At 71.0% G+C, this 15813-nt stretch carries 18 protein-coding genes; 8 read left to right on the top strand and 10 right to left on the bottom strand.

The genetic code is table 11. The features are described from left to right. Nucleotides 1-88: 88 nt before the first annotated feature. Entirely contained in the window at nucleotides 89-1492 is a 1404-nt protein-coding gene (locus OG485_RS15825) for a sensor histidine kinase (protein ID WP_328668944.1), read from the top strand. Beyond that, complete coding sequence (locus OG485_RS15820) at nucleotides 1489-2175, top strand: response regulator transcription factor (protein WP_328668943.1); 687 nt, start codon at nucleotides 1489-1491, stop codon at nucleotides 2173-2175. Before OG485_RS15825 ends, OG485_RS15820 begins: the two co-directional genes overlap by 4 nt. Before the next feature lie 22 nt (nucleotides 2176-2197). On the opposite strand, the gene OG485_RS15815 is transcribed toward OG485_RS15820, so the two are convergent. Both OG485_RS15815 and OG485_RS15810 read right to left on the bottom strand, forming a co-directional pair. Further along, nucleotides 2198-2392: a DUF397 domain-containing protein gene (locus OG485_RS15815; RefSeq protein ID WP_328668942.1), complete on the bottom strand. Its 195-nt coding sequence runs from the start codon at nucleotides 2390-2392 to the stop codon at nucleotides 2198-2200. Next, the gene (locus OG485_RS15810; RefSeq protein WP_328668941.1) at nucleotides 2374-3207 is read right to left on the bottom strand and encodes a helix-turn-helix domain-containing protein; all 834 of its coding nucleotides are present in this window, start codon (nucleotides 3205-3207) and stop codon (nucleotides 2374-2376) included. The genes OG485_RS15815 and OG485_RS15810 overlap by 19 nt, the downstream gene beginning before the upstream one ends. 242 nt (nucleotides 3208-3449) lie before the next feature. Between OG485_RS15810 and OG485_RS15805 the strand changes: the two genes are divergently transcribed. The 5 genes from OG485_RS15805 (at nucleotide 3450) to OG485_RS15785 (ending at nucleotide 6328) form a co-directional block, all read left to right on the top strand. Then, nucleotides 3450-3608 carry a hypothetical protein gene (locus tag OG485_RS15805; protein WP_328668940.1) on the top strand — a complete coding sequence of 53 codons (159 nt, stop codon included), beginning with the start codon at nucleotides 3450-3452 and terminating at the stop codon, nucleotides 3606-3608. Then, nucleotides 3605-3829, top strand: a complete 225-nt coding sequence (locus OG485_RS15800) for a hypothetical protein (RefSeq protein ID WP_328668939.1) — start codon at nucleotides 3605-3607, stop codon at nucleotides 3827-3829. The genes OG485_RS15805 and OG485_RS15800 overlap by 4 nt, the downstream gene beginning before the upstream one ends. A 149-nt stretch (nucleotides 3830-3978) precedes the next feature. After that, nucleotides 3979-4725 (top strand): DNA repair protein RecO, encoded by a 747-nt coding sequence (gene recO, locus OG485_RS15795; RefSeq protein ID WP_328668938.1) that lies wholly within the window; start codon nucleotides 3979-3981, stop codon nucleotides 4723-4725. Between the two features lie 116 nt (nucleotides 4726-4841). After that, the gene (locus OG485_RS15790) at nucleotides 4842-5687 is read left to right on the top strand and encodes an isoprenyl transferase (RefSeq protein WP_328452698.1); all 846 of its coding nucleotides are present in this window, start codon (nucleotides 4842-4844) and stop codon (nucleotides 5685-5687) included. Between the two features lie 74 nt (nucleotides 5688-5761). Then, nucleotides 5762-6328, top strand: a complete 567-nt coding sequence (locus tag OG485_RS15785) for a YcxB family protein (RefSeq protein ID WP_328668937.1) — start codon at nucleotides 5762-5764, stop codon at nucleotides 6326-6328. 36 nt (nucleotides 6329-6364) lie between these two features. Here OG485_RS15785 and OG485_RS15780 read toward each other — a convergent pair whose 3' ends face one another. The 4 genes from OG485_RS15780 to OG485_RS15765 are packed head-to-tail and all read right to left on the bottom strand — an operon-like array spanning nucleotide 6365 to nucleotide 9486. Next, on the bottom strand, nucleotides 6365-6781 hold the full coding sequence (locus OG485_RS15780) for a Fur family transcriptional regulator (RefSeq protein WP_326787939.1): 417 nt from the start codon (nucleotides 6779-6781) through the stop codon (nucleotides 6365-6367). Nucleotides 6782-6839: 58 nt separating this feature from the next. Continuing rightward, nucleotides 6840-7739, bottom strand: coding sequence for a metal ABC transporter permease (locus OG485_RS15775; protein WP_328668936.1), 900 nt, complete (start codon nucleotides 7737-7739; stop codon nucleotides 6840-6842). After that, entirely contained in the window at nucleotides 7739-8524 is a 786-nt protein-coding gene (locus OG485_RS15770) for a metal ABC transporter ATP-binding protein (RefSeq protein ID WP_328674480.1), read from the bottom strand. Before OG485_RS15770 ends, OG485_RS15775 begins: the two co-directional genes overlap by 1 nt. Continuing rightward, entirely contained in the window at nucleotides 8524-9486 is a 963-nt protein-coding gene (locus tag OG485_RS15765; protein ID WP_328668935.1) for a metal ABC transporter substrate-binding protein, read from the bottom strand. Before OG485_RS15765 ends, OG485_RS15770 begins: the two co-directional genes overlap by 1 nt. A 197-nt stretch (nucleotides 9487-9683) precedes the next feature. Between OG485_RS15765 and OG485_RS15760 the strand changes: the two genes are divergently transcribed. Then, nucleotides 9684-11066, top strand: coding sequence for a glycine--tRNA ligase (locus tag OG485_RS15760; RefSeq protein ID WP_328668934.1), 1383 nt, complete (start codon nucleotides 9684-9686; stop codon nucleotides 11064-11066). 135 nt (nucleotides 11067-11201) lie between these two features. On the opposite strand, the gene OG485_RS15755 is transcribed toward OG485_RS15760, so the two are convergent. The 4 genes from OG485_RS15755 to OG485_RS15740 all read right to left on the bottom strand — a co-directional run bounded on the left by OG485_RS15755 (nucleotide 11202) and on the right by OG485_RS15740 (nucleotide 15801). After that, nucleotides 11202-12254, bottom strand: a complete 1053-nt coding sequence (locus tag OG485_RS15755) for a chitinase (protein WP_328668933.1) — start codon at nucleotides 12252-12254, stop codon at nucleotides 11202-11204. A 166-nt stretch (nucleotides 12255-12420) separates the two neighbouring features. Beyond that, entirely contained in the window at nucleotides 12421-12627 is a 207-nt protein-coding gene (locus OG485_RS15750; RefSeq protein WP_328668932.1) for a hypothetical protein, read from the bottom strand. Between the two features lie 115 nt (nucleotides 12628-12742). Then, on the bottom strand, nucleotides 12743-14137 hold the full coding sequence (locus tag OG485_RS15745; RefSeq protein WP_328668931.1) for a M14 family zinc carboxypeptidase: 1395 nt from the start codon (nucleotides 14135-14137) through the stop codon (nucleotides 12743-12745). A gap of 233 nt (nucleotides 14138-14370) precedes the next feature. Beyond that, a complete protein-coding gene (locus OG485_RS15740) occupies nucleotides 14371-15801 on the bottom strand; it encodes an MFS transporter (RefSeq protein WP_328668930.1) in 1431 nt (476 codons plus the stop codon). Nucleotides 15802-15813 lie beyond the last annotated feature (12 nt).

The following is a 15813-nucleotide window of genomic DNA, read 5'->3' as shown; positions in this document are numbered from 1 at the left end:
GACGTGGAGTGAGCCGGAGCGTTGTCGACCTCGGTTGTACGTCCCCGGTCCGATGTCCGCGCCGCACCGCCTGCCTACGATCGGGCGCATGCATGTCACGCCGTCGCTTCCCCCGCTCAAGCGTGTCCCGCCCGGCGCCTGGGTGGCCCTGGCCTGGTGCGCCAGTACCGCGTTCACCTTCCTCGCGCGGATCCGGCTGCCCGGCCAGGGCGGGCCGGACGAACTGGCCGCTGCCCAGCTCTACCGCTGGGACGGCCTGCTGTTCCTCACCGTGGCATGCGTCCTGGCCCTGGCCGGCGGCGCCTGGCTCGGGCGCCGTCCCCTGACCGCCCTGACCCTGCTGCTCGCGGCGGGCGCCCTGCTCACCACCAGCCTCGGCGTCGGAGCGATCCAGCTCGCCCAATACCTGGCCGTTGACGTCGCCCTCTACTTCATCGCGGCCACCCACCCCCGCCGCACCGGAGTCACCGGGCTGGCCATGGCGCTCGCCGTCCTGGTCGCCTGGCTGTCGGTACGGCTGTTACAGGGCTGGGGTATCGGCACCCTCGTCGAGCTGACCGTGGCGCTGACCGTCGTCGTCTCCTGGCTGCTCGGCGACGCCTCCCACCGCACCCGTGTCCACGCCGAGCAACTGCGGTTCCGGGCGGCGGGCCAGGCCGTCACCGACGAACGTCTGCGCATCGCCCGCGAGATGCACGACATGGTCGCCCACAGCATCGGCATCATCGCCCTCCAGGCCGGGGCGGCGGCCCGGGTCGTGCACACCCAGCCGGAGGCCGCCCGCGAGGCGATGACAGCGGTCGAGACGGCCGGCCGCGAGACCCTCGCCGGGCTGCGCCGCATGCTCGTCGCACTGCGTGAGGCGGACCACGGGGACCAGGCCGGCGGGACGGAGGGGGGTGAGCGGCCCCGCTCGTCGGGGTACCCGGACGCGCGCGGCGGCCTGTCCGACGCGCCGGACTGCCCAAGTGGCGACGGCGAACCGGACCCGCAGGGCCGGACCCACGAACACGGCACCGGAGAGACGGGAAGTCCGCCGTCTTCCGGCGAGGACGGGTCCCGCATCGCGCGGGCCGTGCCGCTGAGCCCCGCCGAGGGGCTGGCGGACCTGGACCGGCTGGCCGCCGCGGCGACCGCGGCAGGGGTTCGCGTGGACATCCGCTGGACCGGCGAGCGGCGTCAACTCCCGCCGGACATCGACCTGTCCGCGTTCCGGATCGTCCAGGAGTCCATCACCAACGTCCTGCGGCACGCGGCGACGACCATGTGCCGGGTGACCGTCGACCACAGGGACACAGAGATCGCGGTCGAGATCACCGACGACGGCCGGGGCAGGGGCAGCACCACGGACACGGGGTTCGGTCTCATCGGCATGCGCGAGCGGGCCGCCCTGATGCACGGCGAGTTCACCGCGGGCCCGCGGCCCGAGGGCGGATTCCGGGTGAGCGCCCGCCTTCCGCTCCCGGCCACGGGCCAGGCGGGCGCCCGATGACGGTGCGTGTGGTCCTCGCCGACGACCAGCAGCTCATCCGTACGGCCCTGCGCATGGTCATGGCCGACATCGAGGACATCGAGGTGGTCGGGGAGGCGGAGAACGGCGAGGAGGCGGTGGCGCTCGCCGGTCGACTGCGCCCCGATGTAGTCGTCATGGACATCCGCATGCCCGGCATGAACGGCATCGAGGCGACCCGCCGGATCACCGCGGACACCACGGGGCCGAACGGTGAATCGAGGATCGTCATCCTGACCACGTTCGACGACGACGATTACGTGTACGGGGCGCTGCGCGCGGGCGCGTCCGGTTTCCTGGTCAAGGACATGGGCCTGGACGACATCATCGCGGCGGTCCGCGTGGTGGCGGCCGGGGACGCACTCATCGCCCCCGCCGTCACCCGTCGGCTCATCCAGGACTTCACCGCCGCCCGCCCGGAACTCGCCCGTGGACGATCCGAGTTGAAGGGCGTCACCGACCGCGAGCGCGAGGTCCTGACACTGGTCGGCAGCGGGCTGTCCAATACGGAGATAGCCGAGCGGCTCTTCATCAGTGTGGCCACGGCGAAGACGTACCTGACCCGCCTGCTCTCGAAACTGAACGCACGGGACCGCGTCCACCTGGTGATCATCGCGTACGAGGCGGGACTGGTCTCGGTGAACCGCCCGACGCGAACCCTCTGAGTCCTGTCGGGGGCGCCTTCGCTCAGCCCTCGACGCAGGCCACGAACGCGGCCCAGGCGCCGGCGCCGATCAGCAGCACGGGGCCGTCCGGCAGCTTGCTGTCCCGGACGGGGACGACACCGGTGACTCCGTCGGCGACTTCGAGGCAGTTGCCTCCTTCGCCGTTGCTGTGACTGCTCTTGCGCCAGCGGGCGTTGCTCAGGTCGTGGGCGCGCATCGTCTGAAGTCCTCCGCCGTCGCCTCGATCAGGGCAAGGGACGCCTCCGGCGACAGCGCGACGGCCCTCAGCAGATCGTAGGTGTGCTGTGCGCGCTTCACCACAGCCGGATCGTCGACGAGCGTTCCCGAAAAGGACGTCTCCGTATAGGCGGTCGGCGGAGCGTCCTCGAACTCCATGAGCCGGAGATCCCCGGTCATGAGCGCGTGCGCCCCGGCCGCATACGAGATCACCTGTACGACGGCCGTTCGCTCCCGCACCACGCCCACGAGGTGGGAGAGCTGCCCGGACATCGTCGCCGCCCCGCCCACCGGGATGCGCAGCACGTTCTCGTGCAGCACCGCCCAATACATCGGCCTTGTAGCGTCGGCCAGTACGTGGGCCCGGTCGAGCCGGGCGGTCACCTTCTCCTCCACGTACGCGTCCGTCGCGAACGGATTGGCGGCCAGGGTCACGGCCCGCGCATACCCAGCCGTCTGCAACAGACCCGGCACCAGCGCGGGCGCGAACTCCGCGATCTTCGTGGCCGTCCGCTCCAGTTCGACCACGGCCGCGAAATACCCCGCGTACCGCTTGTCGTCGATGAGCTTGTGCCACATGCGCTCGAAGAAGCCGTCGCTGCGCAACAGCGTGTCGATGCGCTGGGCCACGTCCAACTGAGGCTTGCGGATGGCCTGTTCGAACTGGCCGATATAGCCGCCGGAGACGAAGACCCGAGCCCCGAGTTCCGCTTGGGTGAAACCCGTGCCCTCCCTGCGTCGTTTCAGTTCTGAACCGAAAAACTCCCAGGCAGCCTGCCGCGAACCGTTGGCCATGGGCCAACCCCCTTGCACTGCACCGTGCTTGTAGCGAGCGGGACCCTGCCGATTTTAGATGCGGAGCGTCACGATGAGGATGCGAAGCGTGAAATCGACAAGGGCCGGTGGAACAGGTGAAGGAAGAACACGCACGAGGACAAGCGCCAACGCACGGACGAACGCACGGACGGACCCACGTACACACGCCGCCTGACGGTCGGCGGGACTCGGCGCACCGCGTCGAAGAGGCGGAGGAAACTGTGCTGGACTTACGGACGGCGCTCGCACGGGCCGGAATCACCTTGCCGTCCCTGCGGGTCGACCCGGCGAGCGTGGCGCGCGACACACCCTGTCCGCTGATCGTCCTGGGCGGCTGCTCCGTCGAGGTCGCGGCCCGGCTCGCGGCGGCCCTGCGATGAAGGCGGTCCAGCCGCCGACCGGCTCCTGCGCCGTCGACACCCGTACGGGGAGGGTCGGCGTGGTCATGGGGTACGAGGGGCCGTACGTGCAGCTCAGGCCGCTCGGCGGCGGCAGGGAGTGGGACTGCGTGCCGGAGGCGGTCCGGCAGGCGACCTCGGCGGAACGGATCAGCGCGGCGACGGCGTACGTCAACGCCCGCAGCCGCGGCGAGGTGCTGTGAACCGGTCGGGGCGCCGTGAAGCGCAGGGGTGTCCCCGGGGCGCTCCCGGGGTGCGGTGAGGTGTCCCGGGCGGCGCTCCGGAGAAGGCCCCGGGCGCAAAGCGACCCATCCGGGCCGGGGCGCGTGCACCGTAGGCGAGAATGGGCCGCATGAGTCTGTTCCGCGACGACGGCATCGTGCTGCGCACCCAGAAGCTGGGTGAGGCGGACCGGATCATCACGTTGCTCACGCGCGGTCACGGCCGCGTACGGGCGGTGGCGCGCGGGGTCCGGCGGACCAAGTCGAAGTTCGGGGCGCGCCTCGAACCCTTCTCCCACGTGGACGTGCAGTTCTTCGCGCGGGGCAGTGAACTCATCGGCCGCGGACTGCCCCTGTGCACACAGAGCGAGACGATCGCTCCGTACGGTGGCGGGATCGTCACCGACTACCCGCGTTACACCGCGGGCACCGCGATGCTGGAGACCGCCGAGCGGTTCACCGACCACGAGGGGGAGCCCGCGGTGCAGCAGTATCTGCTGCTGGTCGGCGGGCTGCGCACCCTCGCCCGGGGTGAGCACGAGCCGCATCTCGTGCTCGACGCCTTCCTGCTGCGCTCCCTCGCGGTCAACGGCTACGCGCCCAGCTTCAGCGACTGTGCCAAATGCGGCATGCCGGGACCGAACCCCTTCTTCTCGGTCGCCGCGGGAGGAACCGTCTGCGTCGACTGCCGGGTGCCCGGCAGCGTCGTACCCTCGCCTCAGGCCCTCGAACTTCTCGGCGCGCTGCTCACGGGAGACTGGGAGACCGCGGACGCGTGTGAGCCGCGGCACGTCCGGGAGGGCAGCGGGCTGGTGTCGGCCTATCTCCACTGGCATCTGGAGCGCGGACTGCGCTCCCTGCGGTACGTGGAGAAGTAGGCGCCGTCCGGCAGGCCGGGGCGGCGACAGCGCACCGGCGCGGCACAACAGCACAGACAGCAAGCAGAGCGAGACGAGCGCCCGGCGCACGCGAGCAAGAGGGAGACGAGAAGCACATGGTCGTACGCGGGATCCTGGGCAGCCGGCGCCGCGAGTACAAGGCGCCGGAACCGCACCCCTCCGGTGCCCGCGCGCCCAAACTCCCCGGCGAGCTCATCCCGAACCATGTCGCGATCGTCATGGACGGGAACGGCCGCTGGGCCAAGGAGCGCGGGCTGCCCCGCACCGAGGGGCACAAGGTCGGTGCCGAGCGCGTCCTCGACGTGCTCCAGGGCGCGGTCGAGGTCGGCGTCGGCAGCATCTCCCTGTACGCCTTCTCCACCGAGAACTGGAAGCGCTCGCCCGACGAGGTGCGCTTCCTGATGAACTTCAACCGCGACTTCATCCGCAAGACCCGCGACACCCTCGACGGCCTCGGCATCCGGGTGCGCTGGGTGGGCCGCATGCCCAAGCTGTGGAAGTCGGTCGCCAAGGAGCTCCAGATCGCCCAGGAGCAGACCAAGGACAACGACGCGCTCACGTTGTACTTCTGCATGAACTACGGCGGCCGCGCCGAGATCGCCGACGCGGCGCAGGCGCTGGCCGAGGACGTGAAGGCCGGCCGCCTCGACCCGTCCAAGGTCAACGAGAAGACCCTCCAGAAGTACATGTACTACCCGGACATGCCGGACGTGGACCTGTTCCTGCGCCCGAGCGGCGAGCAGCGCACCTCCAACTACCTGCTCTGGCAGAGCGCCTACGCCGAGATGGTCTTCCAGGACGTGCTGTGGCCCGACTTCGACCGCCGTGACCTGTGGCGGGCCTGCATCGAGTACGCACAGCGCGACCGCCGCTTCGGCGGCGCCGTCCCGAACGAGCAACTGCTCGCGATGGAGCAGGCCATGCGGGGCGACGGCTCTTAACACCCGCCGCCCGCAGGGTTGTTCGAATCCGGCGTTACGATCACGGCTCATCACCACCGAACTGGGGAGGGGCCGTGGTCGAGGACCAGGGCGCTGCGCTGCAGCAGAAGTCGCCGGAAGAGCCGCGGGGGGCCGGGGCGGACGTCGTGGAGCTGGAGTACACGCCGGTCGTAGCGGACTTCACGTCGGCGCTGCGGGCGCGCAAAGGGGCCAGCAAGGCCGGCCGTAGGCAGTACTGGGTGATCGGTGGCGTGGCCGTCGCGGCGGCCGTACAGGTCGCGGAGGTGGTGTCCGGACACGGAGGGTCCCCGTTTCTCGGGGTCTGGCTCGCCGTCTTCGTGCCGCTCATCCTGCTGTCGCCCTGGCTCATGGCCCGCCAGTTCCTCCGGCTCGCGGAGCGACAGGGCACGTTCCGCGTGAGTGTCACGGACGCCGGGCTGACGGTGGCGACGGACAACTCCACCACGGTGCTCAACTGGGTCGCCCAGCCCCGCTACCGGGAGACGAAGGACGTCTTCGTCATGCTCAGCCCCGACAAGAACGCCGTCGGCTTCACCATGCTGCCCAAGCGCGCCGTGCGCACCCCCGAGGACGTGGACCGGCTGCGGGCGATCCTCGACCGCAACCTGACCCGCGTCTGAGGGGCCGCGTCTGAGGGCCCGCGCCCCGGAAGGGGCTCAGCCCTTCGCCGCCGCGCACTCCGCGCACGTGCCGAAGATCTCCACCGTGTGGGCCACGTTCACGTAGCCGTGCTCCGCGGCGATGGCCTCGGCCCACTTCTCCACCGCGGGGCCCTCCACCTCCACGGCCTTGCCGCAGACGCGGCAGACGAGGTGGTGGTGGTGCTCGCCGGTGGAGCAGCGCCGGTAGACGGACTCGCCCTCCGAGGTGCGCAGGACGTCGACCTCGCCGGCGTCGGCGAGGGACTGGAGCGTGCGGTAGACCGTGGTGAGCCCGACCGAGTCGCCCTTGTGCTTGAGCATGTCGTGGAGCTCCTGCGCGCTGCGGAACTCGGTCACCTCGTCGAGCGCGGCCGCCACGGCGGCGCGCTGCCGGGTGGAGCGGCCCCGGACGGGCGATCCAGCGGTTGTCACCGTTGCCTCCTCACGTCTGCACTTGCCCGGCCATTGTGCCAGTCCGGGCTGTGCCCGGTCAGACGCCGACGGTGCTCTCCGGTCCGCGGGTGGCCGGAATCGCGCACTCCGCCGGATCCCCGGCGGCCTGGGCGGCGGCCAGCGCACGGGCCCGGCGCCGGGCCAGCGGTGTCGCCAGCGCCGTCAGCGCGATGAACGCGCCGATCGTCAGCAGCACGATCGTCGAGCCTGGCGGCACGTCCTGGTAGAACGACGTCACCGTGCCGCCGATCGTCACGCTCACCCCGATCGCCACCGCGACGGCGAAGGTCGCCGCGAAGCTCCGGGTGAGCTGCTGGGCCGCCGCGACCGGCACGACCATCAGCGCGCTCACCAGCAGCAGGCCGACCACGCGCATCGCGACGGTGACCGTGACCGCCGCCGTGACGGCCGTCAGCAGGTTCAGGGCCCGCACCGGCAGACCGGTCACCCGCGCGAACTCCTCGTCCTGGCTGACCGCGAACAGCTGCCGGCGCAGTCCGAGCGTGACCACCAGGACGAAGGCGGCCAGCAGGAAGATCGCCGTCACGTCGGACTCGCTCACCGTAGACAGCGAGCCGAAGAGGTACGAGGTCAGGTTGGCGGTCGAGCCGCCCGCGAGGCTGGTGAACATCACGCCGCCCGCCATGCCCCCGTAGAAGAGCATGGCCAGCGCGATGTCCCCGCGCGTCTTTCCGTACCAGCGGATCAGCTCCATGAGCACGGCGCCCAGCACGGACACGGCCGTCGCCATCCACACCGGTGACGTGGACAGCAGGAAGCCGAGGCCGACGCCCGTCATCGCCACATGGCCGATGCCGTCGCCCATCAGGGCCTGACGGCGCTGGACGAGGTAGATGCCGACGGCGGGCGCGATGACGCCCACCAGGACGGCGGCGAGCAGTGCCCGCTGCATGAAGGCGTAGTCGAGGATGTCCATCAGCTCAGCAGTCCCGTCCGGTGGGGTTCGGCGTCATGAGCCGCGTGCGGGTGTACGTGGTCGTGGCCGGGCAGGGCGTGCTGGCCCACCGCCCGCGGTGGCGGGCCGTCGTGCAGGACGCAGCCGTCCCGCAGGACGACGGCGCGGTCGATCAGCGGCTCCAGGGGGCCCAGCTCGTGCAGGACGAGCAGCACGGACGTGCCCTGGGCGACCTGGTCGCGCAGGGTCGCGGCCAGCACCTCCTGGCTGGCGAGGTCCACGCCCGCCATCGGCTCGTCCATGATCAGCAGTTCGGGTTCGGAGGCCAGCGCGCGGGCGATGAGGACCCGCTGGTGCTGTCCGCCCGACAGGGCGTTCACGGAGTCCTTGGCGCGGTCCGCCATCCCGACGAGCTCCAGGGCCCGTCGTACGGCCGCGTGATCGGCCTTGCGCAGGACGCCGAGGCGGGCGCGGGACAGCCGTCCCGAGGCGACGATCTCGGTGACCGTCGCCGGCACACCGCCCGCGGCCGTGGTCCGCTGCGGGACGTAGCCCACCTTGTGCCAGTCGCGGAAGCGGCGGCGCGGAACGCCGAAGATCTCGATCTCGCCGGCGCTGACGGCGACCTGGCCGATGACGCTGCGCACGGCGGTCGACTTGCCGGAGCCGTTGGCGCCGAGCAGCGCGACGACCTCCCCGCGGCGCACGGTCAGGTCCACGCCGCGCAGGACCGGGCGTGAACCCAGCTCCGCCCGGACACCGCGCAGGGTTACGACGGACTCGCTCACGACGTCCTCCACAGTGATCACTTCGTTCCGAGAGCCGTCTGGAGGGCCTTCAGGTTCGACCGCATGACCTGCATGTAGTCGCTGCCCCTGGACTTGTCGGTGATGCCTTCGAGGGGGTCGAGGACGTCCGTCCGCAGGCCCACGTCCCGGGCGATGGTGCCGGCGGTCCGGTCGCTGACGAGCGTCTCGTAGAACACCGTCGTGACGCCGTCGGCCCTCGCCAGGTTCTCCAGGGCCTTCACCCGGTTCGCGCTGGGCTCCGACTCGGGGTCGAGGCCGTTGACGGCCTCCTCGGTGAGCCCGTAGCGCTCGGCGAGGTAGCCGAACGCGGCGTGGGTGGTGATGAAGGTCTTGGTCCTCGTGTTCGCGAGCCCGTCGCGGAAGTCCTCGTCCAGCGCGGTGAACTTCGCCCGCAGCGCCGCCGTGTTCTTCTCGTAGTCCGCGGCGTGCTTCGGGTCGGCCTTCTTCAGCGCGGCCGACACGCCCTCGGCCACCTGGCCGAAGCGCACGGGGTCGAGCCAGACGTGCGGGTCGGCGGCGCCGGTGTCCTCGCCCTCGCTGTGGTCGTGGGCGGCGGCGTGCCCGCCGACCTCGTTGCCGTGCCTCTCCAGCGTCGTCAGCGAGGCCGCGTCGACCTTGGTCTTCACGCCGGACTGGGCCACCGCGTCGTCGACGGCCGGCTGGAGGTTCTTGAGGTAGAGGACGGCGTCGGCGTCCTGGAGTCGCGCGGTCTCCCGGGCGCTGATCTCCAGGTCGTGGGGTTCCTGGCCGGGGCGGGTCAGAGTCGTGACGCTCACGTGCGACCCGCCGATCTCCTCGGCGAGGTACTGGAGCGGGTAGAACGACGCGACGACGTCGAGTCTGCCGTCGTTGCGGGCGTCGGCCGAGGCGGAACCCGAGCAGGCTGTGAGGGCGCCGAGGCCGAGGGCGGTGGCCGCAACGGCAGCGGACCCCGGTATGAGGCGTCGTCGTACGTTCATGACAGTCATTTTCAACAAATTTGGAAACGATTGTCAACAAGCCCTCGTGGGGGTGCCAGCGCGCTCTCCGGCAACGGGTATCAAGCGGATCCAATCGGCAGGAAGCGGCCTACCGCGGGAACCGATTTGATGCGGGGGTGGCTGGCGCCGGTAACCTGAAGCATTCGCTGCCGTCCGTTCGTAATGAAGAGAGCACCGTGGCCGCCGACAAGATCGATTCCATCGTCAGCCTGAGCAAGCGCCGTGGCTTCGTTTTCCCCTGTAGTGAGATCTACGGCGGACAGCGTGCCGCCTGGGACTACGGCCCGCACGGCGTGGAACTCAAGGAGAACCTGAAGCGCCAGTGGTGGCGCTACATGGTCACGTCGCGCGAGGACGTGGTCGGTCTCGATTCGTCCGTGATCCTGGCCCCCGAGGTGTGGGTCGCCTCCGGTCACGTCGCCACCTTCACGGACCCGCTGACCGAGTGCACCTCGTGCCACAAGCGGTTCCGCGCCGACCACCTGGAGGAGCACTACGAGGCCAAGCACGGCCGCCTCCCGGAGAACGGCCTGGCCGACCTGAACTGCCCGCACTGCGGCAACAAGGGCACCTTCACCGAGCCCAAGCAGTTCTCGGGCCTGCTCTCCACCCACCTCGGCCCGACCCAGGACAGCGGCTCCGTCGCCTACCTGCGCCCCGAGACCGCCCAGGGCATCTTCACCAACTTCGGCCAGGTGCAGGTCGCCTCGCGCAAGAAGCCGCCGTTCGGTATCGCCCAGATGGGCAAGTCCTTCCGCAACGAGATCACGCCCGGCAACTTCATCTTCCGCACCCGCGAGTTCGAGCAGATGGAGATGGAGTTCTTCGTCAAGCCGGGCGAGGACGAGCAGTGGCAGGAGTACTGGATGGAGCAGCGCTGGAACTGGTACACCGGTCTCGGCATGCGCGAGGAGAACATGCGGTGGTACGACCACCCGAAGGAGAAGCTCTCCCACTACTCCAAGCGCACCGCCGACATCGAGTACCGCTTCCAGTTCGGCGGCAACGAGTGGGGTGAGCTGGAAGGCGTCGCCAACCGCACCGACTACGACCTCGGCGCGCACTCCAAGGCCTCCGGCCAGGACCTCTCCTACTTCGACCAGGAAGCCGGAGAGCGCTGGACCCCGTACGTCATCGAGCCCGCCGCCGGTGTCGGCCGCGCCATGCTCGCGTTCCTCCTCGACGCCTACATCGAGGACGAGGCCCCGAACGCCAAGGGCAAGATGGAGAAGCGCACGGTGCTGCGCCTCGACCACCGTCTCGCCCCGGTGAAGGTCGCGGTGCTGCCGCTGTCCCGCAACCCGGAGCTGTCCCCGAAGGCCAAGGGCCTCGCCGCGGCCCTGCGCCAGAACTGGAACATCGAGTTCGACGACGCCGGCGCCATCGGCCGCCGCTACCGCCGTCAGGACGAGATCGGCACCCCGTTCTGCGTCACCGTCGACTTCGACACCCTGGACGACAACGCCGTCACGGTGCGCGAGCGCGACTCCATGAAGCAGGAGCGTGTCTCGCTCGACCAGATCGAGGGCTACCTGGCCGGCCGCCTCGTCGGCTGCTGACGTCTGCCTGTGCGTTCACGAAGCCCCCGGTTCCCGAGCAGGGAACCGGGGGCTTCGCGTTGTCCCGGACCATGGGGTGTCCGGGCGTCGGTGCGGCCGGCGGGGGCGGAATGCCGTCCGGCGGCGCGGCGGGCCTCAGCGGCCCTGCAGTGCCTTCACGTTGTCGCCGAAGGTCCAGTTCTTCGAGCCGTCCCAGTTGACCGACCACGTCATCAGGCCCTTGAGGGAGGTGCCGTAGTGGCGCCAGGCCTGGGAGACGAGGCTCGGCGTCATGTAGCCGCCGCCCGCGCCGGACTGGGCGGGCAGCCCCGGGACCTGCTTGTCGTAGGGGACCTTGACGGTGGTCCCCTGCACTACGAGCCCCTTGTCGAGACAGTCGGTCTGGGCGGTGAAGCCCTGCACGGTGCCCGCGGAGTAGGAGTCACCGGAGCAGCCGTACATGCTGCCGTTGTAGTACTGCATGTTCAGCCACCACAGGCGCCCGTTGTCCGCGTACTTCTTCACGATGGGCAGGTAGGCGCCCCAGATCGACCCGTACGTGATGCTGCCGCCCGTGACGTAGGCGGTCTCCGGCGCCATCGTCAGCCCGAAGTTCGACGGCATCCGGGACAGCACCCCGTCGATGATCCGGATCAGGTTGGCCTGTGACGTGGAGAGCTGCCCGATGCTGCCGCTGCCGACGAGACCGGTCTCGATGTCGATGTCGATGCCGTCGAAGTTGTACTTCTTCAGGAGGGGCACGATCGTCGCGACGAAACGGTCGGCGACCGCGGTCGAGCTCAGGTCGATACCGGCGGCCGCTCCGCCGATGGACAGCAGGACCGTCTGCCCCGACGCCTTGGCCGCGCACATCTCGGCGGGCGTGGCGACCTTCACCCCCGTGTCCATCCCGTCCTCCCACAGCGCGGTGCCGTCCGAGCGGATGACGGGGAACGCCGCGTTGATCACGTTGTAGCCGTGCGCGGCGATACGGGAGTCGGTGATCGGCGTCCACCCGAAGGGCGGGTGCACTCCGTTGGCCGAACCGTCCCAGTTCTCCCAGTAGCCCTGGAGGACCTTTCCGGCGGGACGGGACTTCACCGCGCAGGTGTCCGCGGCGTAGGCGCCGGGGGCGCCCGCGATCGACAGGGGGGTGAGGACGGCCGCGGCCAGCGCGACGGCGAGCAGACGCAGTTTCCGACGGATCATGCGAGGCCTCCCGGTGGGGGTGCGGTGAGGTGTCGTAGGCATGACAGTCGCGCGGTCCAGACCTTTCGTCAATAGGTCTGGACCAAAGTGATGGCGGGCCTCACGTCCCCTTCGCGCCGCCCCCAGGCCTCTTCGGGGTCGCCCTCACGCCCCTTCGGTGCCGCTCTCAGGCCTCTTTGGGGTCGACCGTCGCCTGGTGCTCCTCGGCCAGGTGCTCCTCCGCCTTCAGCCAGGGCAGGAACTGGGTGTTCTTGCGCCAGCCGCACGTCTCGCACCGGATGGTGCGCTGGACGCCCGCCCGTTGCACGTGAACGGTGTGCTCGCGGCCGTGCTGGTCCCAGCGGCTCACTTTGCTCGTGTTCATCTGAAGCATGACGCCTCCTGGTTCTCCCGCTTCGTCTGCGCAGCAAGGAGTGTGCAGCATGGCGAAGATCAACGGGGGTTCTTCGGCGGTGAGTTCGCCGGGCCCGGCGCGGGTGCCGTCGCGGTCAGGACGGGGCGAGGTGCCCCTCGGCGGCCTCCACGGCGGCCGTGGTGACGTTGACCTGGTGTTCTATCTGCCGGTCCACCGGTACCCAGGTCGCCGTGAAACTCGCCGCGTAGGCGGCGCACCAGCGCGCGACGAGGGCTTCCAGCTCGGTGCGCTGGGACGCGGTCCCCGGCGCGGGCGCGTACTCCTCCAGCAGGCGCAGCAGCATGGCCGCGGCCCGGAGCGGGGTTCGCCGGGCGAAACCCTCGATGCTGGCCGTGCGGGCGCGGGTGAGGCCGGGGAGCGGGGTGAACGACGGGTGCGCGGGGTCCCAGCTGTCGGCCAACGGGCCGCACACACGCAGTGTTTCGGCCACGGCCCTGCGCATGCTGAAGCCGGGGTCCGGGCCGGGGGCCGGGAGATGGGGGCGGGCCCGTTCGTAGTGGCCGCGGACGGTGTGGGCGTAGTCCCGCAGCCGCTCCGCCCAGTGCCCCAGCCGTTGTTCCGGAGCGGGATGGGGCGCGAGGTCGGCGAATCCGGCGGCGGCCCAGACCGGCACCTCCAGCACCGCGGTGAAGCCACCGTGGGCGTGCGGGGCGAGCCAGGTGGAGCGGTGGGCGTTCTCCGGGAAGGCGGTGGGGCGTTCGGGTGCTCCGGGCGGCGGCAGGACGAAGACGCCGGGAGCGCTCGGGGGCCAGTGCAGGGCGTCCAGCGGGGCCCGCTCGACCGGGATGCCGAGCCGTTCGGCGGAGGCCGCGAGGGTCCGGTCGAGGCCGGGGACGTCCCGGGTGAGCTGGGCGAAGGTGCCGCCGATGTCCGTGCCGTGCAGGGAGATCTGGATGTAGGGCCGCAGCCGGTGGATGACGTCGAGCAGGGCGCGGCTCTCCGGCAGGAACCGCGGGCGGGGAAGGGCGGGGGCCCATTCGGGCTGTTCGTCGGCGGTGGGGCGGAAGAAGGACCGGTAGTGGCCGAAGAGGGTGTCGGCCCGGTGCCCGCCTTCGTTGAGGCGTGCCCCGTCCGGGTCGAGGCACAGCACCAAGTGCCATACGGTTCCCGGCCGTTCGCCGCCCAGTGCCCGGTGGGCCAGCTCCAGGAGGGTGCCTCCGCCGACGTACTCGTTGGGGTGTGCGCCCGCGACCACGAGGGCGTGCCGTGGCCCTCTTCCGACGCTCAGCATCCGCAGCGGGACGCCGTGCCGGGAGTGGCCGATCGTGCTCAGCCGGCACAGGCCGGGATACCGGGCGGTCAGGGCCTCGGCGGTGCGGGTGACGTCGGCGGGTGTGGGATAGCTCAGTGTCCGGAACCGCTGTCGTCCCGGGTCCTTCTCCGGTCCAGCGCGCGGATCTTGATCTCGGCCACGGAGTCTCCTCGGATCGTGGATCGCGGGTCGGCCGGACGGAACGCGCCGGGCCATCGCCGGGCGCTCTCCGTTCGACTTCGGTGCGACTCAGTACGACATGACGCACCACTGGTGTCAACAGCCCCTGAGGGGAAGGCTGCAGGCTCATGGCCAGTGCATATGCCGGTGGCCGTAAGGAGGTCGGGCGCCGGACGACCGGCCGGCGCGGCCGGTGAGTCCGGCGCGGGCGGAACGTCCGGCGAGGACCCGCGAAGGCCCGCGGCCGGCCTGCGCCGCGGGCCGGACCCTCAGCCGATCGTGCGCGGCAGCCGCAGACTCAGCGCGGTGGTCAGGGCCACGCCGGCCAGCTGGACCAGGAGGGTCGTCACCAGGGCGGCCCGCATCCCGTGGGACGGGACGAGGGACAGGAACAGGGTGCCGAGAGTGGCCACCCCGACGGCGAGCGCCGCCTGCTGGGTGGTGGCCATCACGCCGCTGCCCACGCCCGCCCGCGCGGGCGGCACCTCGGAGAGGACGATCCGGATCAGGACGGGCAGCTGGAGCGCCTGGCCCGCGCCGGCGACGGCAGCTCCGGGCAGCAGTTCCGCCACCCCGAGGTCCGGCCAGGAGCGCCAGGCGGCCAGCGCGATCAGGGCCAGACCCACCCCTTGGATCAGCCCGCCCGCGGTGACCACCCGGGTGCCGTACCGGGCGATCAGCCGGGGTCCGCACAGGGACGTGACGAAGAAGACGAACGCCATCGGCGCGAGGGCCAGCCCCGCCGGGACGGGACCGAGCCCCTCGCCGCGTTGCAGCGCCACCGCGATCACGAACATGAAGCCGCTGAAGCCGATGGAGAACGGCACGATCATGATCAGGCCCCGGCGCAGCGAGGTCAGCTCGAACAGGCTCGGCGGGACCAGCGGGGTGCGGCCGCGGCGGTCCGCTCGGCGTTCGACGAGGTAGAAGGTTCCGGCCGCGAGCGGGAACAGGGCGAGGGACACCCAGGTCCACAGCGGCCAGCCCGCGGCCCGGCCCTCGGTGAGCGGGGCGAGCAGGGCCAGCAGGGCGACCGCGAGCAGGATCGTGCCGGGGGTGTCGATCGGCTCCGGGCGCTGCGAGCGCGTCTCGGGGACGGCGCGGCGGGCCAGGACCAGGCCGAGCACGACGACGGGCACGTTCACGAGGAAGACCGAACGCCAGCCGGTGCCCGCGATGTCGGCCGCGACCAGCAGGCCGCCGAGGATCTGCCCGGCCACCATGGACAGGCCGGCCGTGGCGCCGTACAGGCTCATCGCCTTGGCCCGGCGGGGTCCGGAGGTCGCCGACTGGATGGTGGCGAGGACCTGCGGCAGCATCGCCGCGGACGCCGCGCCCTGCGCCACCCGCGCCGCCACCAGGGTCCAGGCGGTGGGCGCGAGGCCGCAGGCGAGCGAGGTCAGGCCGAAGGCCGCCATGCCGCCGAGGAAGAGCCGGCGGCGCCCGAACAGGTCGCCGAGCCGTCCGCCGAGGACGAGCAGGACCGCGTACGCGACCCCGTAGCCGGCGACGACGAGTTCGAGGACGGCCTCGCTCGCGTTCAGGTCATGCCCGATGGTCGGAAGGGCTACGTTGACGATGAAGAAGTCGATCAGGGGGAGCGCCGCGCCGAGCAGCACGGTGAAGAGTCCGAGGCCGCTGAGCGCGGGTGGCGCCGTGGGGGCTCGGACGGTGGTCGTGAGAGTTCCGGTTTCGGTCACGTCCTCCAGACT

The organism is Streptomyces sp. NBC_00328 (assembly GCF_036139655.1).
Taxonomy (GTDB): domain Bacteria; phylum Actinomycetota; class Actinomycetes; order Streptomycetales; family Streptomycetaceae; genus Streptomyces.
This window is presented reverse-complemented; position numbering and strand designations above follow the sequence as displayed.